This window comes from Streptomyces kaniharaensis (assembly GCF_009569385.1).
Classification (GTDB): Bacteria; Actinomycetota; Actinomycetes; order Streptomycetales; family Streptomycetaceae; genus Kitasatospora; species Kitasatospora kaniharaensis.
The window spans coordinates 3,302,353-3,318,954 of sequence record NZ_WBOF01000001.1 but is presented as its reverse complement, the minus strand read 5'-3'; the positions used below and the strand labels follow the sequence as shown (position 1 = coordinate 3,318,954).

Here is a 16,602-nt window from a genome sequence, read left to right as displayed (position 1 = left end):
GCGCGGGGCGACGGCGGACCGGCCGCACGGACGGGCTCAGCCGTGGAGGTAGACGATGCCGAGCTTGGTCAGCTGCCAGAGCTGGTTGGCGGCGCCGGAGTCGGTGGCGAGCACGACGAGCGGGTTGCCCTGCGCGTCGAGGCTGCCGCCGGCGGTGAGCACCTTGCTCGGGTCCTGCGAGTCGGCCACCGTGTAGCGGCCGCCGCCGGCCGGCTTGAACACCCAGTGCTGGTTGCCGCCGCCGTTGCAGCCCCACTGCTGGATCCGGGTGCCGGAGGCGGTGGAGGCGGCGTTGGCGTCCAGGCACATGTTCCGGTTGCCGCTGAAGTCGAGCTCGTAGCTGCCGCCCGCCTTGGCCTCCAGGACGAACGACTGGTTGAGCCCGCCGGTGGCCGGATAGCCGACGGCGGCCCGTCCGTTGGTGGAGTCGCCGTAGGTGCCGCCGCCGGCGAGGTCGAGCGCGTTGCCGGTGGCCGCGTTGGTGAGCTGGTACCAGGCGCCGTCCTCCGGAAGGTCGTTGAACGGCTGCCCGGGGGTGAGCGGCTGGATAGACGTGGTGTTCTGCTGGTTGAGGGTGCAGTAGGCCTGCTGCTGGTCGGGCCGGGCGAAGAACTGGCCGAGGCAGACGCCCTCACCGCGGTAGCCGGCCACCCGCAGGTGGTACGACTGGCGGACCATGTTCATGCACAGGCCGGGGATGCCGATCTGCGAGTCGCAGCCGTTGCGCACCCACTCGGAGAGGTTGATGACGTCTCCGTTGCTGTACTCGTACGGGGAGCTGGTCCACTCGGCGCAGACCTCGTGCCCGAAGGAGACCCGCCGCTGGTCCAGGTACCGGACGCCCGGCACCTTCTCGGCCGCGGCACGCAGCGCGTCACTGAACGTCGGCACCACCCAGTTGTGGCCCCAGGCGAGGTCCTCGGGGAAGGCCGGGCAGCCGTCGGCGATCTTGCCGAAGTAGTCGTTGCGCCGGATGTCCGGGGTGATCGGGTTGAAGTACGACTGGTAGACCAGCTGGTACGAGGAGTCCGCGTACCCGGCTTTGCGCATGGTCTGCCGGACGTTCTGCAGCGCGGCGACGACCTTGGGCTGGACGCGCTTGGCGCGCTGGGCGATGTCGGCGCTGCCGATGGTGTCCCGGCAGCCCTGGCTCTTCGGGATCGGGAAGTACTGCCCGAGGCAGTGCATCATGATCCCGCTGAAGTCGAAGTCGTCGTTGGCGCCGATCGTGACGACGACCAGCTTGACGTCGTACCTGCTCGCCACGTCGGCGAGTTTGACGTCCTGCTTGGGCTCGCCGTAGTCGCCGCTGCCGGAGCCGGTGATCCTGGCGAGCTCCGGGTCGCTGACCAGGTCGCCGGTCTGGGCGCCGGAGCAGGCGAGGTCGATCGGGGTGACCCCGGGGATGTCGGTGACGAAGATCTCCGACTTCGGGTGCCGGTGGCAGTAGTTGGTGGGGCTGTCGGTCTCCGGGAAGTAGCCGTCGCCGGTGTCGGTGCCGGCGCCCTCGCCGGAGATGGCGCTGTCGCCGAGGGCGACGATCGCGGCCGGGCGGGCGCCGCCGGCTGCGGGGCCGGTGTCGGCGAGGGCTGCGGGGGCACCGGCCAGGCCGAGGGTGGCGACGAGGGCGCCGGTGGCGAGCAGCGCGCCGAGCGGAGAGCGGCGCGCCACCGTCCGGGATCGCCGCACCGCTGACAGTCGTGACCTGATCACACGCGACTCCTTGCGGGGGGTGGGGGCCGCCCGGCCGGGAGCGCCGAGCGGCGCGGAGCAAGAAAGGTGAGCAGGTCTCACATTCTAGGTACTGACAAGTAGTGCAACAAGGCCCGTGACAACACCGGAAGTTGACGTCCGGCAGCACGCTGGACAGCAGCGCCCGACACACGACAGCCGCCGCCCCGCGCTCCAGGAGGGAAGCGCGGGGCGGCGGCTCGCACCGGCCGAACCGGGCGCGGGCTCAGCCCGCGTCGAGACAGTGGCTGCCGAACGCCTAATTCAGCAGAGCGACGCCGGGGTCAGCATGCCGATGACGTTCACGGTGTTGCCGCAGACGAGGGCCGGCGCGTCCACCGGAATCTGGACCTGGTTGCCGGCGACGGCGCCCGACGCGGCCCCGTTGACGGCCTCGGCACCAGCGGTGGCCATCGCGGTACCGGTAGCGGCGGCCACCATGCCCACCACGGCGACACCGACGGCGGCCGACTTCTTGATGCTCATTTCCTGGAGCCTCCTGCACTATTCGACTGACTATTCGACAGAGCTGCACGGGGAGTGCGACATCTCCAACGAAGCCCTTCCGGCGAGGTTGCGACGGCACTCCCGCTGTCACCCGACTGGCGCAATGGTTCGGTGACAGGCATTCGAGTGATCACCGAAGCCGACCGTTTCCCCCGGGGCCCTGCCTCGTTCTCTCTGACGGAACACGATCCAACCTCACGAATCGAGTACCGCACATGCGCAAGCTCGCCCACGGCGTCCTCGGCACCGCGGCCACCGCCGCTCTGCTGGCCGCCGGCGCCGGCGTCGCGTCCGCCAACCACCTGCACAGCACGTCCGCCGACGGCCTCGGCGTCGACTCGTCCGGAGTCGGCTCGGGCGCGTCGGCGCAGGTCCCGGGGCACGCGCCGACCGTCGTCTGCGACAGCACCGTGAACGCCGTCGGCCTGCTGAACCCGGCCTCGATCTGCTGAACCCCGGCGTTCGGTCACCACCGTCCGAACGCCGGACCTGTCCACAACGGCCGCGCGGCCCAGCGCCGACGGCCCGACGAACTTCCGGGAGATCCGCGATTCCGGGTGCCGCCCGCGTTCCGTCAGCGAGCGCAGGAGCTCCGGAATTCCTCCCGGTCACGCCTTCGACCGAACCCTTTCCGACCGTGCGGGAATTGTTCGCGAGGCGCTGGAAACGCGGCGGCCGCGGAAACGCCCGAGCCATGGGCGTGACACGTCGGTGTGCTCCGCCGGAGTGACAATCACGGCATCCCCAGAAGCCCCCGGGTGAGAATTCGTCCTCGCCCGGCTCCCCGACAATTCCCTTCCGTCGGGCAGAAAACAGAGGAAAGACATGCGCAACTTCAAGAAGGCCGCCGCCCTGTCCGTGGTCGCCGCCGGCCTGGTCGTCGGCGCGGCCGGCTCCGCCACCGCCGCCTCGGGTGCCAACGCCCTCTCCAGCGGCGCCAGCGGTGCGCTCGCCGGCAACCAGGTCCAGGCGCCGCTCAACGTCCCGGTCCTGCTGTGCGGCAACTTCGTCAACGTGATCGGCGCCCTGACCCCGGCCGGCAACGCCTGCCCGAGCTCGGCGAACTCCACCGTCGCGAACACCTCGGGTGCCGACGCCATCACCACCAACTCCACCGGCGCGCTCGCCGGCAACCAGGTCCAGGCGCCGCTCAACGTCCCGGTCACCCTGTGCGGCAACTCCGTCAACGCCATCGGCGCCCTGAACCCGATGTTCGGCTGCGCCACCATGGACGCCCCCTCGGCGAACTGCTGATCCCCGATCCGCAACGCGTTCCGGTCGAACTGCCCCCGTCCAGTCGGTCGGGGGCAGTTCGGCGTGCCGTCACGCAACTGACGCGCGCCTCCTGACGCACGGTCGACGCACGTGATGCCCCGCGGGCGCGACTCGCTACGTTCGGTTGATGAGTCATTACTAAGAGTGCTGATAATCTGAGGCTTCGCCGCGCCTCCGTCCGCACGCGCGCGTTCCCCTCCAACTCCGCGGGCCGGTACGTCAACGGGCAGCCCGTGCAGGCCTGCCCGCGTGCCAGGACCCCGACCCTCGCCTGGGAGGCCGTCAGTTGCATACCCCCATCCGCTCCGCACTGCGGCGTCGCAGACTCCGCTCCACGACCGCGGCGTTCGCGGTCGGCGCCGTGGTGGCCGCCGGCCTCGCCACCGCGGCACCGGCCCACGCCAGCGCCACGACCACCAGGGACGGCGCGGCCGTCAAGCAGGTCTGCACGAAGCCGACCACCCGTCACCAGCTGGCCTGCTACGCCCTGATGCGCACCGACGTGACCCAGCCGTCCGTGTTCTCCCTCAACCCGGTCTCACCGAACGCGAACCCCTCCGGCTACGGGCCGAACGACCTCCGCAGCGCCTACAACCTGCCGGCGGGCGGCGGCGCCGGGCAGACCATCGCCGTCATCGACGCCTTCGACGACCCCAATGCCGAGGCCGACCTGGCCGTCTACCGGGCGCAGTTCGGCCTGCCCGCGTGCACCACCGCCAACGGCTGCTTCCGGAAGATCGACCAGAACGGCGGCACCAGCTACCCGACCCCCGACGCCGGCTGGGCGGGCGAGATCTCCCTCGACGTCGACATGGTCTCCGCCATCGCCCCGAACGCCCACATCCTGCTGGTCGAGGCCAACTCGGCGACCATGGAGGACCTGGGCGCCGCGGTCAACCAGGCCGTCGCCCAGGGCGCGAAGTACATCTCCAACAGCTACGGCGGCCCCGAGGACCCCTCCGACTCCACCTCGGACAACCTCTACTTCAACCACCCCGGCGTGGCGATCACCGCCTCCTCGGGAGACTCCGGCTACGGCGCCCAGTACCCGGCGGGCTCCCAGTACATCACCTCCGTCGGCGGCACCACGCTGACCCGCAACTCCAGCGCCCGCGGCTGGGGCGAGACCGTCTGGGGATCCTTCATCGGCGTCTCCGGCACCGGCTCCGGCTGCTCCGCCTACGACGCCAAGCCCAGCTGGCAGACCGACACCGGCTGCTCCAAGCGCACCATCGCCGACGTCGCGGCGGTCGCCGACCCGAACACCGGTGTCGCCGTCTACCAGACCTACGGCGGCAACGGCTGGGTCGTCTACGGCGGCACCAGCGTCTCGTCGCCGATCATCGCCTCCGTCTACGCCGTCGCCGGCACCCCGGGCGCGGGCGACTACCCGGCGAAGTACCCGTACCAGCACACCGGTGCCCTGTACGACGTCACCAGCGGAGCCGACGGCCTCTGCTGGCCGTTCTACCTGTGCATGGCCCGCTCCGGCTACGACGGACCGACCGGCCTGGGCACCCCCAACGGACTGACCGCCTTCAGGTCGTGAGCGGCCGGACCGGCGCCGGCTGACGCCGGCCGAACACGTGAGGCCGGGTTCCCGCGCGGGAACCCGGCCTCACGTACGCGTGCCGCTACTTGAGCAGCGCGGCGGCCTCGGCCGCCCAGTAGGTGAGGATCTGCTCGGCCCCGGCCCGGCGGATCGAGGTGAGCGTCTCCATGATCATCCGCTCCCGGTCGATCCAGCCGTTCGCCGCCGCGGCCTCGACCATCGCGTACTCCCCGGACACCTGGTACGCGGCGACCGGCACCGGCGAGGCGTCGGCGACCTGGCGCAGGACGTCCAGGTACGCCATGGCCGGCTTCACCATCACCAGGTCCGCGCCCTCGGCCACGTCCTGCTGGAGCTCGCGCAGCGACTCGCGGGCGTTCGCCGGGTCCTGCTGGTAGGTCTTGCGGTCGCCCTTCAGCGAGGAGCCGACCGCCTCGCGGAACGGGCCGTAGAACGCCGAGGCGTACTTGGCGGTGTAGGCGAGGATGCCCACGTCCTGGTGCCCGGCCTCGTCCAGCGCCCGGCGGATCACCGCGATCTGGCCGTCCATCATCCCGGACGGGCCGACCAGGTGGACGCCGGCGTCCGCCTGCACCCGGGCCATCTCGGCGTACCGCTCCAGGGTGGCGTCGTTGTCCACGCTGCCGTCCGCGGCCAGCACGCCGCAGTGGCCGTGGTCGGTGTACTCGTCCAGGCAGAGGTCCGACATGACCACCAGCGCGTCGCCGACCTCGGCGACGACGTCCCGGATCGCCTGCTGGAGGATGCCGTCCGGGTTGGTGCCCTCGCTGCCGACGGCGTCCTGCTTCGCCGGCACGCCGAACAGCATGACCCCGCCCAGGCCCGCCTCGGCCGCCTCCACCACGGCCTTACGGAGGGTGTCCCGGGTGTGCTGGACCACGCCCGGCATCGAGGTCACCGGAACCGGCTCGCTGACGCCCTCGCGGACGAACAGCGGCAGGATCAGCTCCGCCGGGTGCAGCCGGGTCTCGGCGACCAGGCGGCGCATCGCCGGACTCTGGCGCAGCCGGCGGGGGCGGACGTACGGGAATTCAGCGGACACGGCTTCTCTCTCCGAACGGTTGTCCAGCGCCGGGGGCGACTGATCGCCGCCCCCGGTTCTCGGGTGGGCCTCAGCGGGCCTTGCGGCGCGAGCCCGGACGGCGCTCGCTGGGCCGGTAGACCGGCTCACCGGCGGCCGTCGCGGCGTCACGGCGCTTGGCCCCGAAGTCTGCCAGCGCCTGGGCCAGCGCCGCCGCCGACGGGGCCGGGGCCATCACGTCGACCCGCAGGCCGTGCTCCTCGGCGGTCTTGGCGGTGGCCGGGCCGATGCAGGCGATGACCGTGACGTTGTGCGGCTTGCCGGCGATGCCGACCAGGTTGCGCACGGTCGAGGACGAGGTGAAGAGCACCGCGTCGAAGCCGCCGCCCTTGATCGCCTCGCGGGTCTCGGCCGGCGGCGGCGAGGCGCGCACCGTCCGGTACGCCGTCACGTCGTCGACCTCCCAGCCCAGCTCGACCAGGCCGGCCACCAGGGTCTCGGTGGCGATGTCGGCGCGCGGCAGCAGCACCCGGTCGATCGGGTCGAACACCGGGTCGTACGGCGGCCAGTCCTCCAGCAGCCCGGCCGCGGACTGCTCGCCGGAGGGCACCAGGTCCGGCTTCACGCCGAAGTCCACCAGGGCCTGCGCGGTGGTCTCGCCGACCGCCGCGACCTTGATCCCGGCGAACGCGCGGGCGTCCAGGCCGTACTCCTCGAACTTCTCCCGGACGGCGCGGACGGCGTTCACCGAGGTGAAGGCGATCCACTCGTAGCGGCCGGTGACCAGGCCCTTGATGGCGCGTTCCATCTGCTGCGGGGTGCGCGGCGGCTCGACCGCGATGGTCGGCACCTCCTGCGGCACCGCGCCGTACGAGCGCAGCTGCTCGGACAGGCCGGTGGCCTGCTCCTTGGTCCGCGGGACCAGCACGTTCCAGCCGAACAGCGGCTTGGTCTCGAACCACGAGTGCGAGGAGCGGTGGACGACCTGCTCGCCCACCACGGCTATCACCGAGGTGGCCGGGTCCACCGGGGCGGAGACCGGCGAGGGCAGCACCCGGGCCGCCTTCAGGTCGGCCGCGATGGTGGCCAGGGTGGCGGTGAAGGTGCGCTGGCGGGTGGTGGTGCCGGAGAGCGTCGCGCTCAGCGCCGACTCCGGCTTGCGGCCGCCCGACACCAGCGCGTTGGCGGTGGCCGGCAGCTGGCCCAGGGTCGTGCGGACCACCAGGGTGGTCTCCGGCGCGCCCAGGTCGACCGGGCTGCCGGCCAGCAGCGCGGCGCCGTCGACGAAGCGCACGTCGGTACCGGCCGCGCCGCGCAGCGGGACGCCCGCGTACGCCGGCACGCCGACCGACTGCGCGACGCCCGGGATCACCTCGAAGGGGATCCCGCCGCCCGCGCAGCGGAGCATCTCCTCGGCGGCGCAGCCGTCCAGGCCCGGGTCGCCGTCGACGGTCCGGACCACGTGCTTGCCGGCCCGCACCGCCTCGGCGACCAGCTTGGCCAGGTCGAAGTCGGTGCCCTCGGCGGCCGGGGAGTGCACCTGCACGCCGGCCGGACAGTGGCTGCGCACGGCGGCGGCGGTCAGCGGGTCGGCGACCAGGACGTCGGCCGAGGACAGCACCTCGACCGCGCGCAGGGTCAGCAGCCCCGGGTCCCCGGGGCCCGCGCCCAGGAAGGTGCACCGGCCGGCGGCGGCCGGCCCGCCCGGGAAGGGGCTGTCGCCCGGGAACGGGGTGTCGGTGGCGGCGGTGGGGCTCATCGGGCTCGCTCCCCCATCAGGGCGGCCGCGCCCGCGTCGAGCAGCCGGGCGGCCAGCGCGCGGCCGAGGGCCGTCGCCTGCTGCTCGGCGGTCTCGTCGAGGACGATCGGACCGTTGGCGGACATCTTCAGCAGGGTGGCGCCGTCGGGGGTACCGACCACGCCCTCCAGCCGCAGTTGGGACGGGTCGCCCCAGGTGGCCAGGCCGGCCACCGGCGCCGAGCAGCCGGCCTCCAGGGCGGCCAGCAGCGCGCGCTCCGCGGCCACGGCGACCCTTGTGGGGGCGTGGTCGAGGGCGGCGAGTGCGGCGGTGAGCTCCGTGTTGCCGGCGGTGCACTCGATCGCGAGTGCGCCCTGGCCGGGGGCCGGGATCATCAGCTCGGGGTCGAGGTGCTGGGAGATCTCGGTGCTGCGGCCGAGCCGGTTCAGGCCGGCCGTGGCCAGCACGACGGCGTCCAGCTCGCCGCCGGTCACGTAGCCGATCCGGGTGTCCACGTTGCCGCGGATCGCGACGGTCTCCAGGGCGGCGCCGCGGGCGAGGGCCCAGGCGTTCAGCTGGGCCATCCGGCGCGGCGAGCCGGTGCCGACGCGGGCGGTGCGCCCGGCGCCGGCCAGCTTCTCCACCAGCTCGTCCAGGTTCAGGCCCTCGCGGGCGACCAGGGCGTCCCGGACGTCCTCGCGCTGGGGGATGGCGGCCAGCACCAGGCCCTCGGGGGCGGCGGTCGGCAGGTCCTTCAGCGAGTGCACGGCGAAGTCGATCCGGCCCTCCAGCAGCGCGTCCCGCAACGCGGAGACGAACACGCCGGTGCCGCCGATCTGGGCCAGCGCCTCGCGGGAGGTGTCGCCGTAGGTGGTGATCTCGACCAGCTCGACGGCGCGCCCGGTGAGCCTGGTCACCTCTCGGGCGACCATGCCCGACTGGGCCATGGCGAGCGCGCTGCGCCGGGTGCCGAGCCGCAGGGCGGGGGCGGCGGCCGGAGCCTGCTCCGTGATCGGTTGACCATTCATGGGGTGATCGTCCCGGTGGTACTCGTGGGATGGCTGACGGTTCATCTGGTGCCCCCGCCCGAGGGCTGGGGCGGGCCGCCGACGGGCGTGCCCGACACGGCGTGCACGGCCGCCGGGTCGAGGTCGAACAGCTCGCGCAGCGCGTCCGCGTAGGAGGCGCCGCCGGGCTCGGCGGCGAGCTGCTTCACCCGCACGGTCGGCGCGTGCAGCAGCTTGTCGACGACGCGGCGGACGGTCTGGGTGATCTCGGCGCGGGAGCGCTCGTCGAGGTCGGGCAGCCGGGAGTCCAGCCGGCCGAGTTCGGCGGCGACCACGTCGGAGGCCATCGCCCGCAGCGCGACGACGGTCGGCGCGATCCGGGCGGCCCGCTGGGCGGCGCCGAAGGCGCTGACCTCGTCGGCGACGATCCGGGTGACCGCGTCCACGTCCCCGGCCCCGGGGGTGGCGGCGTGCGCGTGGGAGAGGCTCTCCAGGTCGACCAGCAGGGCGCCGGGCAGCTCGTGCACGGTGTGGTCGACGTCGCGCGGCATGGCGAGGTCGAGCAGCGCGAGCGGCTGGGGAGCCCCGCGGCGGAGCCGCTGAGCCTCGCTGCGGGAGGCGACGGCGGCGGCCACGTCCTCGGCCCGGATCACCACGCCGGCCGCGCCGGTGCAGGAGATCACCAGGTCGACGTCGGCCAGCGCCTCCGGCACCTTGGCCAGGTCGAGGGTGCGGGCCACGTCGGGTCCGAGGATCTCGACCAGACGCTCGGCGCGCGCGGGAGTCCGATTGGCGACCATCAGGTCGGTGACGCCGGAGCGGATCAGGGTGGCGGCGGCCAGCGAGCTCATCGAGCCGGCGCCGACCACCAGGGCCCGCTTGCCCGCGATGTCGCCGGCCCCGGCCGCGACCTGCTCCAGGCCGAAGGTCACCAGCGACTGGCCGGCCTTGTCGATGCCGGTCTCGCTGTGCGCCCGCTTGCCGACCCGCAGCGCCTGCTGGAACAGCTCGTTCAGGCCGCGCCCGGCGGTGTGCTCCTCCTGGGCCTTGGCCAGCGCGTCGCGCAGCTGGCCGAGGATCTGGCCCTCGCCGACCACCATCGAGTCCAGGCCGCAGGCCACCGAGAAGAGGTGGTGGACGGCGCGGTCCTCGTAGTGGACGTACAGGTGGGAGGTCAGCTCCTCCAGGTCCACCCCGCTGTGGTGGGCCAGCAGCAGCGACAGCTCGGCGACGCCGGCGTGGAACTTGTCGACGTCCGCGTACAGCTCGATCCGGTTGCAGGTGTTGAGCAGCGCGGCCTCGGCGACGGTCGCGGCGGCCGCCGCGTCGTGCAGCAGCCGGGTCGGGACGTCACCGGTCAGCGCGGCGCGCTCCAGCACGCCGACCGGGGCCGTGCGATGGCTCAGTCCTACGACGAGAAGACTCACGCCCGCCCCCAAGTGCCACGATTCTCGGTCTTCATGCGGGCATCACCGCGGAGAGATCGCCCTCGCCGCCCTTGGCGGTCTTGCCCTTGGCCTGCTCGGCCTGGTCCTTGGCCGCGGCCTCGGCGGCGCGGGCCTTGCCGCTGCCGCCGGCCGCGCGGCGCAGCTTGGCGGCTGCCGCCCGGACCGGGCCCGGGGCGCGGTCGAGCACCGACTCGGTGTGGTCGGGCTCCTCGCCGGCCTTGCGCTGCTCGTGGAAGGCGAGGATCTGCAGCTCGATGGAGAGGTCCACCTTGCGCACGTCCACGCCGTCCGGGACGGTCAGGACGGTCGGGGCGAAGTTGAGGATGCTGGTGACGCCGGCCTCGACCAGCCGGTCGCAGACCTGCTGGGCGGCGCCGGGCGGGGTGGTGATGACGCCGATCGACACGTGCTGGCTCTCGACGATCGACTCCAGCTCGTCCATGTGACGCACGGGCAGGCCGGCCGCGCTGGTGCCGACGACGTTCGGGTCGGCGTCCAGCAGGGCGGCCACCCGGAAGCCGCGGGAGGCGAAGCCGCCGTAGTTGGCGAGGGCGTGGCCGAGGTTGCCGATGCCGACGATGACGACCGGCCAGTCCTGGGTCAGGCCGAGTTCGCGGGAGATCTGGTAGACGAGGTACTCGACGTCGTAGCCGACACCGCGGGTGCCGTAGGAGCCGAGGTAGGAGAAGTCCTTGCGCAGCTTGGCCGAGTTCACGCCGGCCGCGGCGGCCAGTTCCTCGGAGGAGACGGTCGGCACCGAGCGCTCGGAGAGCGCGGTGAGGGCCCGCAGGTAGAGGGGCAGGCGCGCGACGGTCGCCTCCGGGATGCCCCGGGCACGCGAGGGTCGGCGCGCGGCGCCCTGGTCGGGCGTCTGCGAACTGCTCTGTGGTGATCGGCCGATTGCCACGGTGCTCCTGTGGGTGAAGCTGGGCTTTGGCAGCCAGGCTATGCGTTTGTGAACGTGTGCACAAAGATGGTGTCCGATTTGTCCCCGCACAGTGATACGCATCACGCCGTCGACCCCATAGCACCGCGCTCCGTCAGCACAAAGGCCGGGGCGGGAACCCCCGGCAGCCAGGGGCCGTGCGGCGTCTCCCGGCGCAGCAGCGGGACGGGCGCCCCGGACGGCCGGGAGCGGGCCCGGCCCAGCCGCGGCCACGGCACCCGGGCCGCGTCGCGCAGCAGGACCGCCCAGTCGTCCGGCGGGCAGGACGGGGCGCTCAGACAGTGGCGCAGCAGCTCGGCGGTCACCCGGGCGTCGCCCAGCGCGGTGTGCGCCGGGTACCAGCCGAGCCCGGCCGCCTCCACGCAGGCCGCCAGGCCGTGGCTGCGGGCCTGCGGCAGGTGCTCGCGGGCCAGCCGCATCGTGCACAGCACCGGGACGGGCGGCAGCGGCACCCCGATCCGGGCGAACTCGCGCTCCAGGAACGCGTGGTCGCAGCTGACGTGGTGCCCCACCAGCACCCGGCCGGTCAGCAGCTCCAGCAGCCGCGGCGCGATCTCCCGGAAGCGCGGGGCGCCCTCGACGTCCGCCTGGCTTATCCGGTGGACGTGCGTCGGCCCGACCGGGCCCAGCGGGTCGAGCAGGGTCGCGAACTCCGCCTCCGGGCGCAGTTCCTCGTCCAGCTGCACCACGGCGATCTCGACCACCCGGTGCCGCCAGGGGCTGCGGCCGGTCGCCTCCACGTCCACCACGGCGAAGCCCCGGGACCCCTCGGGGGCTGGGGGCGTCCCAGGGGTGGGGCCGGGAAGCATGCGGCACTCCTCGCGTGCTCAGCCCCCCATGGGCGCAAACGGGTTCGATGGTAAGCCGCCGGACACGCCCGTTCCCACGCCGAACCGGAGTGTCTTTCGCAACGATTCGGCGTACCGCCCCCGCCGGTCGGCGGGGGTCGACCGGGGGCTCAGGCGCCCAGCGCGGCGCGCAGGCGACCCTCGTCGACCCGCCAGAAGTCGTGCTGGCGGCCGTCGATCAGGGTCACCGGGATCTGCTCCCAGTAGCGGCGGTACAGCTCCTCGTCCCGGGTGATGTCCTTCTCCTCGAAGGTCGCGCCCAGCTCGCCGGTCACCCGGACGATCACCTCGCGGGCGTCGTCGCACAGGTGGCAGCCCGGCTTGCCGACCAGGGTCACGGTGCGGTCCGCCGGCGCGGGCTTCGGGCTCTTGTCACGTCGCAGCAGTGGGCTCACCCGGCCATTGTGCGCCCCTTTCACACCCGTCCCGCCGCAGCCCCGGATCCGTCCGGTGTTCACCGCGCGGGCACGCCGTCGTCACGGGCGCTCCGCGCCCGGCTGGATATGCTCGGTGGCATGGCCGTGCTCCGAAGGCTCACCCAGGCAAGGCGACCCACCACCGAGCGGACCGCCCTGGCCGGCGAGGCCGCGGCCGAGGCGGCGGAGGCCGCGCTGCGCGCCGAGCCCGGCCCGGACACCGCCCCCGCGGAGGCCCCGGCACCCCCGCCCGGCAAACCCGGCAAGGCTCCCAAGGCGCCCGCCGGGAACCACACCCCCGAACCGGGCGACCAGCACGCCGCCGCCTTCTTCGACTGCGACAACACCATCCTGCGAGGCGCCGCGATCTTCTACCTCGGCGTCGGCCTCTACCGGCACGGCTTCCTCACCCGCCGCGACATCGCCCGCTTCGCCTGGCAGCAGACGTGGTTCCGGCTGCACGGCGCCGAGGACCCGGACCACATCTCGGACGCCCAGCACACCGCGCTCGGCCTGGTCGCCGGCAAGCGGACCGCCGACCTGGAGGCGCTCTGCGAGGAGGTCTTCGAGGACGTCGTCGCCGACAAGATCTGGCCCGGCACCCGCGCCCTCGTCCAGATGCACCTGGACGCCGGCCAGCGGGTCTGGCTGGTCACCGCCGCCCCGCTGGAGGTGGCCCGGGTGATCGCCCGGGCGCTCGGCATGACCGGCGCGCTCGGCACCGTCGCCGAGGCACAGGACGGGCACTACACCGGACGGCTCGTCGGCGAGCTGCTGCACGGCCCCGCCAAGGCGGCGGCGGTGCGGGCGCTGGCCCGGCGGGAACGGCTGGACCTCGACCGCTGCGCCGCCTACAGCGACTCGGCCAACGACATCCCGATGCTCTCGCTGGTCGGCCACCCGTACGTGGTGAACCCGGACGGCGCGCTGCGCCGGCACGCCCGCGCGCAGGGCTGGCGGGTGCGGGACTTCCGGACCGGTCGGAAGGCGGCCCGGGTCGGGCTGCCGGCCGCGGCGGCGCTCGGTGTGCTCGCCGGCGCGACGGCGGCCGGCGTCGCCCTGAACCGGCGCCGCCGCTGCGCCTGACGCCGCGGCTCTCGCGCGCCGAACCCCCGCGCGCGGCACTCCCCTTCACGAGTGACCAGCCGTCAACACGGCCTCTGACCTGGCCGCTCGTACGGGCGAACTGCCTCTCGCCGTACGGCCGTCCGGCCCCGCTGCACGAAACTGCCACCCGGTGACCGGTTCCGATCGTTCGCCAGGCCGGGAAAGTCGGCGATTACCGAGCACCATGACTGGGAAACCGCCCGCCGGACCGCCGAATTGGTCACCCTGCGCGCCTGTTCGATCACGTTGGGCCGGATGAACGATGACACGATCAGTCAGTCTCGGCCGAATATGCGCGCGAAATGGATCCCAACCGACCACTTCGACCACACGGTGTAGCTGTCATTGCACAAAGCGTTATTCTCTCCTGGATGCACGTCGCCCGCACGCCTTTCTCGAACGGGCAGCGGAGGCGTGCTCTCCGCGCAGGCGGAGGTGATCCGTCCACAGTTCTGCCTCTGGGAGTCCCGTGTACCCACCCGTCCGGAACGACGTGCCTGCACCCTCCCGCCCGTCGTCCGCGCCCCTGCGCTCCCGCACCGGCCTGCGCGGTCGGCCGGTCACCGCCCGGCAGATCTCCACCGGCCTGGACCTGTTGCGCAGCCTGCTCCGCAGCCAGCTCGCCGCCTCGCCCCAACTCGTCCCGGCCGGCGCGTCGTTCGGGCACGTACCGGCCCCCGGACTCGCGCTGCGCACCACCGCGGCCGGCTCGGCCGGCACCGGCACGAGCACGGGCTCCCGCAGCCGCACCGGTACCACCGGCGTCGGACGCAGCCGGGCCCGCACCGCGCCCAGCCCCGGCTACGAGACCGAGCACAACCCGATCATGGAGCTGGTCGAGCAGGCCCAGGCCGGCGAGAGCGAGGCCTTCGGCCGGCTCTACGACCACTACGCGGACACCGTCTACCGGTACATCTACTACCGGGTCGGCAGCCGGGCCACCGCCGAGGACCTCACCAGCGAGACGTTCCTGCGCGCACTGCGCCGGATCGGCACCTTCACCTGGCAGGGCCGGGACTTCGGCGCCTGGCTGGTGACCATCGCCCGCAACCTGGTCGCCGACCACTTCAAGTCCAGCCGCTTCCGGCTGGAGGTCACCACCGGCGAGATGCTCGACTCCAACGAGTGCGAGCGCAGCCCGGAGGAGTCGGTGCTGGAGTCGCTCTCCAACGCGGCTCTGCTGGACGCGGTGCAACGGCTCAACCCGCAGCAGCAGGAGTGCGTCACCCTCCGCTTCCTGCAGGGGCTCTCGGTGGCCGAGACCGCGCGGATCATGGGCAAGAACGAGGGCGCCATCAAGACGCTGCAGTACCGCGCGGTCCGCACCCTGGCCCGGCTGCTGCCGCCCGACGCGCGATGAGGGCGGCGTGAGCGAGGGCTCCCGGGGCTCCGACCCGGAGATACCCGGCCGGGCCGGAGCCGACCGCCCGTCACCGTCGGCGGCGGGCCGACACGTCCGGGTGAACGGCCGGTCCGGTGATCGGCCGTGCGTAACCGACCGCCCGCACCGCTCGTTGGCCAGCGTGCAAGCCGCCATCAGGCGTACGGTCAAGCCGAATTGCGACCTGTCACCCGATGGAGTGGCTTTGGCCCGCCGAGGCAACCGTCCGGCAGGCCGGGGTGTCGACAACGACGAAGGGAGGTGTGGCCCGTGACGGCAAACGTGCTGGAGCACCGGCGGGCGAAGGCCTTCGCCGAGGTGCTGGAGGCCCACCGGACAGAGCAAGGCGGCACGGCCAACACCGCTGCCACTGGCCAGGGTTCGGCCGCGATGGCCGAACTGGTCGGCCTGGCGGGCGCGCTGGGCGCACTGCCCGGCCCGGCGCTGGACCGGGAGGTCCGGACCGTCCAACGCGCCCAGCTGATGGCCGCGTTCGAGCAGGCCTTCGCCGGCGGACCGGGTGCCACGGTGCCCCGCCAGCGCCGGCACCGGGCGATCCGGACCGCGCCGCGCGGCCGCTGGAGCCGCCGCTTCGCGATCGGCGGACTGGTCGCCGGGCTCGCCGTCGGCAGTCTCGCGGGCGCCGCGACCGCCAGCACCCACGCCCTTCCCGGGGACACGCTGTACGGCATGAAGCGCGGCCTCGAAGGGCTCCGGATCGACCTCGCGGGCTCGGACTCCGAGCGCGGTGAGCTGCTGCTCGACAACGCCTCCACCCGGCTCGGCGAGGCGAGGACCCTGGTCGGCCGCACCGACGGTGGCGGCGCGCTCAGCCCGGGAACCGTCGAGCAGGTCCGTCGCGCGCTGGACGACATGCACGCCGATGCCATCAAGGGCCGCGAGCTGCTGCGCTCGGTCTACCGCAGCAACGGCTCGCTCGACCCGATGCGCACCCTGGCCGGCTTCGCGCAGGACCAGGACGGCCGCTGGACCGAGCTGCAGGACAGGCTGCCGGTCCAGCTCACCCAGCAGGCCCACCTGGTGAACCAGCTCTTCGACGACATAAGCGAGGACGTCGCGCCCCTGCGCCTGGTCCAGGCCCCCGCTGTCAGCGGTGGACCGGCCGGCACCGGGACGAACGGCGACACGCCCGGCCGGGCTGGCGGCGGCACCCCCGCCGACAGCCCGGCGGGGAGCGCCGCGCCGGGCACCCTACCGGCGCAGGGCGGCGGCACGGGCGCCACGGGCGGCAGCCGCCCCGGCGGCACCGAGCGCGTACCGGCCGGCTCCGGGGCGATCACGCCGGGCGGCAGCGGCGCCAACACCGGCGGCCTGCCGAGCACCCTGCCCGGGAACGCCCCCGGCGCGGTCAACGGGCTGGTGGGCAACCTCACCAACGGGCTCCCGGGCGCCAAGCAGCCCTCGCCGAGCGCCGACCCGGCGCCCGGGCAGGCGCCGCAGCCGTCCGTCTCGCCCAGCCCCGCCTCCGGCGGCCAGCAGCCGGGCGTGGACGTGGCCCCGCTGGTCCCGGGCCTGCTGCCCGGGCTGCGGGTCCTAGGCGGCTGACGGAGGCACGGACGGGGACACGAGCGAGGGCCCGGCGG

The 16,602-nt window shown here is 73.5% G+C and carries 15 protein-coding genes; 6 read left to right on the top strand and 9 right to left on the bottom strand.

What is annotated here, in order from left to right; genetic code table 11:
• Positions 1-36 precede the first annotated feature (36 nt).
• Together F7Q99_RS15205 and F7Q99_RS43150 are read right to left on the bottom strand one after the other, a co-directional pair.
• Entirely contained in the window at positions 37-1,713 is a 1,677-nt protein-coding gene (locus F7Q99_RS15205) for an RICIN domain-containing protein (protein WP_326846685.1), read from the bottom strand.
• 282 nt (positions 1,714-1,995) lie between these two features.
• Positions 1,996-2,217 carry a chaplin family protein gene (locus F7Q99_RS43150; protein WP_153461927.1) on the bottom strand — a complete coding sequence of 74 codons (222 nt, stop codon included), beginning with the start codon at positions 2,215-2,217 and terminating at the stop codon, positions 1,996-1,998.
• A 236-nt stretch (positions 2,218-2,453) separates the two neighbouring features.
• Between F7Q99_RS43150 and F7Q99_RS15195 the strand changes: the two genes are divergently transcribed.
• From F7Q99_RS15195 to F7Q99_RS15185, 3 genes are all read left to right on the top strand, one after another.
• Positions 2,454-2,690 (top strand): chaplin, encoded by a 237-nt coding sequence (locus F7Q99_RS15195; RefSeq protein ID WP_153461925.1) that lies wholly within the window; start codon positions 2,454-2,456, stop codon positions 2,688-2,690.
• Between the two features lie 373 nt (positions 2,691-3,063).
• Positions 3,064-3,492, top strand: a complete 429-nt coding sequence (locus tag F7Q99_RS43145; protein WP_153461922.1) for a chaplin family protein — start codon at positions 3,064-3,066, stop codon at positions 3,490-3,492.
• Between the two features lie 307 nt (positions 3,493-3,799).
• A complete protein-coding gene (locus F7Q99_RS15185) occupies positions 3,800-5,062 on the top strand; it encodes a S53 family peptidase (protein WP_230210226.1) in 1,263 nt (420 codons plus the stop codon).
• A gap of 85 nt (positions 5,063-5,147) precedes the next feature.
• On the opposite strand, the gene hemB is transcribed toward F7Q99_RS15185, so the two are convergent.
• The 7 genes from hemB to F7Q99_RS15150 all read right to left on the bottom strand — a co-directional run bounded on the left by hemB (position 5,148) and on the right by F7Q99_RS15150 (position 12,489).
• Entirely contained in the window at positions 5,148-6,128 is a 981-nt protein-coding gene (gene hemB / locus F7Q99_RS15180) for a porphobilinogen synthase (protein ID WP_326846684.1), read from the bottom strand.
• Positions 6,129-6,198: 70 nt separating this feature from the next.
• A complete protein-coding gene (locus tag F7Q99_RS15175; RefSeq protein ID WP_230210225.1) occupies positions 6,199-7,866 on the bottom strand; it encodes a bifunctional uroporphyrinogen-III C-methyltransferase/uroporphyrinogen-III synthase in 1,668 nt (555 codons plus the stop codon).
• The gene (hemC, locus tag F7Q99_RS15170; protein ID WP_153461920.1) at positions 7,863-8,873 is read right to left on the bottom strand and encodes a hydroxymethylbilane synthase; all 1,011 of its coding nucleotides are present in this window, start codon (positions 8,871-8,873) and stop codon (positions 7,863-7,865) included. Before hemC ends, F7Q99_RS15175 begins: the two co-directional genes overlap by 4 nt.
• 41 nt (positions 8,874-8,914) lie before the next feature.
• Complete coding sequence (locus F7Q99_RS15165; RefSeq protein ID WP_326846683.1) at positions 8,915-10,279, bottom strand: glutamyl-tRNA reductase; 1,365 nt, start codon at positions 10,277-10,279, stop codon at positions 8,915-8,917.
• Positions 10,280-10,310: 31 nt separating this feature from the next.
• Positions 10,311-11,207 (bottom strand): redox-sensing transcriptional repressor Rex, encoded by an 897-nt coding sequence (locus F7Q99_RS15160; RefSeq protein ID WP_326846682.1) that lies wholly within the window; start codon positions 11,205-11,207, stop codon positions 10,311-10,313.
• Positions 11,208-11,308: 101 nt separating this feature from the next.
• A complete protein-coding gene (locus F7Q99_RS15155; RefSeq protein WP_153461916.1) occupies positions 11,309-12,055 on the bottom strand; it encodes a 3'-5' exonuclease in 747 nt (248 codons plus the stop codon).
• Positions 12,056-12,204: 149 nt separating this feature from the next.
• The gene (locus F7Q99_RS15150; protein WP_326846681.1) at positions 12,205-12,489 is read right to left on the bottom strand and encodes a glutaredoxin family protein; all 285 of its coding nucleotides are present in this window, start codon (positions 12,487-12,489) and stop codon (positions 12,205-12,207) included.
• Positions 12,490-12,609: 120 nt separating this feature from the next.
• Between F7Q99_RS15150 and F7Q99_RS15145 the strand changes: the two genes are divergently transcribed.
• The 3 genes from F7Q99_RS15145 to F7Q99_RS15135 all read left to right on the top strand — a co-directional run bounded on the left by F7Q99_RS15145 (position 12,610) and on the right by F7Q99_RS15135 (position 16,564).
• The gene (locus tag F7Q99_RS15145) at positions 12,610-13,596 is read left to right on the top strand and encodes an HAD family hydrolase (protein WP_153461914.1); all 987 of its coding nucleotides are present in this window, start codon (positions 12,610-12,612) and stop codon (positions 13,594-13,596) included.
• A gap of 595 nt (positions 13,597-14,191) precedes the next feature.
• Complete coding sequence (locus F7Q99_RS15140) at positions 14,192-14,977, top strand: ECF subfamily RNA polymerase sigma factor, BldN family (RefSeq protein ID WP_407697855.1); 786 nt, start codon at positions 14,192-14,194, stop codon at positions 14,975-14,977.
• A 291-nt stretch (positions 14,978-15,268) separates the two neighbouring features.
• Positions 15,269-16,564 (top strand): DUF5667 domain-containing protein, encoded by a 1,296-nt coding sequence (locus tag F7Q99_RS15135; RefSeq protein ID WP_153461912.1) that lies wholly within the window; start codon positions 15,269-15,271, stop codon positions 16,562-16,564.
• Positions 16,565-16,602 lie beyond the last annotated feature (38 nt).

What these genes read in the sequence shown, in the direction of transcription:
- F7Q99_RS43150 (WP_153461927.1), bottom strand. Translation starts at nt 2,217, where the DNA reads ATGAGCATCAAGAAGTCGGCCGCCGTCGGTGTCGCCGTGGTGGGCATG.
- F7Q99_RS15195 (WP_153461925.1), top strand. Translation starts at nt 2,454, where the DNA reads ATGCGCAAGCTCGCCCACGGCGTCCTCGGCACCGCGGCCACCGCCGCT.
- F7Q99_RS43145 (WP_153461922.1), top strand. Translation starts at nt 3,064, where the DNA reads ATGCGCAACTTCAAGAAGGCCGCCGCCCTGTCCGTGGTCGCCGCCGGC.
- F7Q99_RS15175 (WP_230210225.1), bottom strand. Translation starts at nt 7,866, where the DNA reads ATGAGCCCCACCGCCGCCACCGACACCCCGTTCCCGGGCGACAGCCCC.
- hemC (WP_153461920.1), bottom strand. Translation starts at nt 8,873, where the DNA reads ATGAATGGTCAACCGATCACGGAGCAGGCTCCGGCCGCCGCCCCCGCC.
- F7Q99_RS15155 (WP_153461916.1), bottom strand. Translation starts at nt 12,055, where the DNA reads ATGCTTCCCGGCCCCACCCCTGGGACGCCCCCAGCCCCCGAGGGGTCC.
- F7Q99_RS15145 (WP_153461914.1), top strand. Translation starts at nt 12,610, where the DNA reads ATGGCCGTGCTCCGAAGGCTCACCCAGGCAAGGCGACCCACCACCGAG.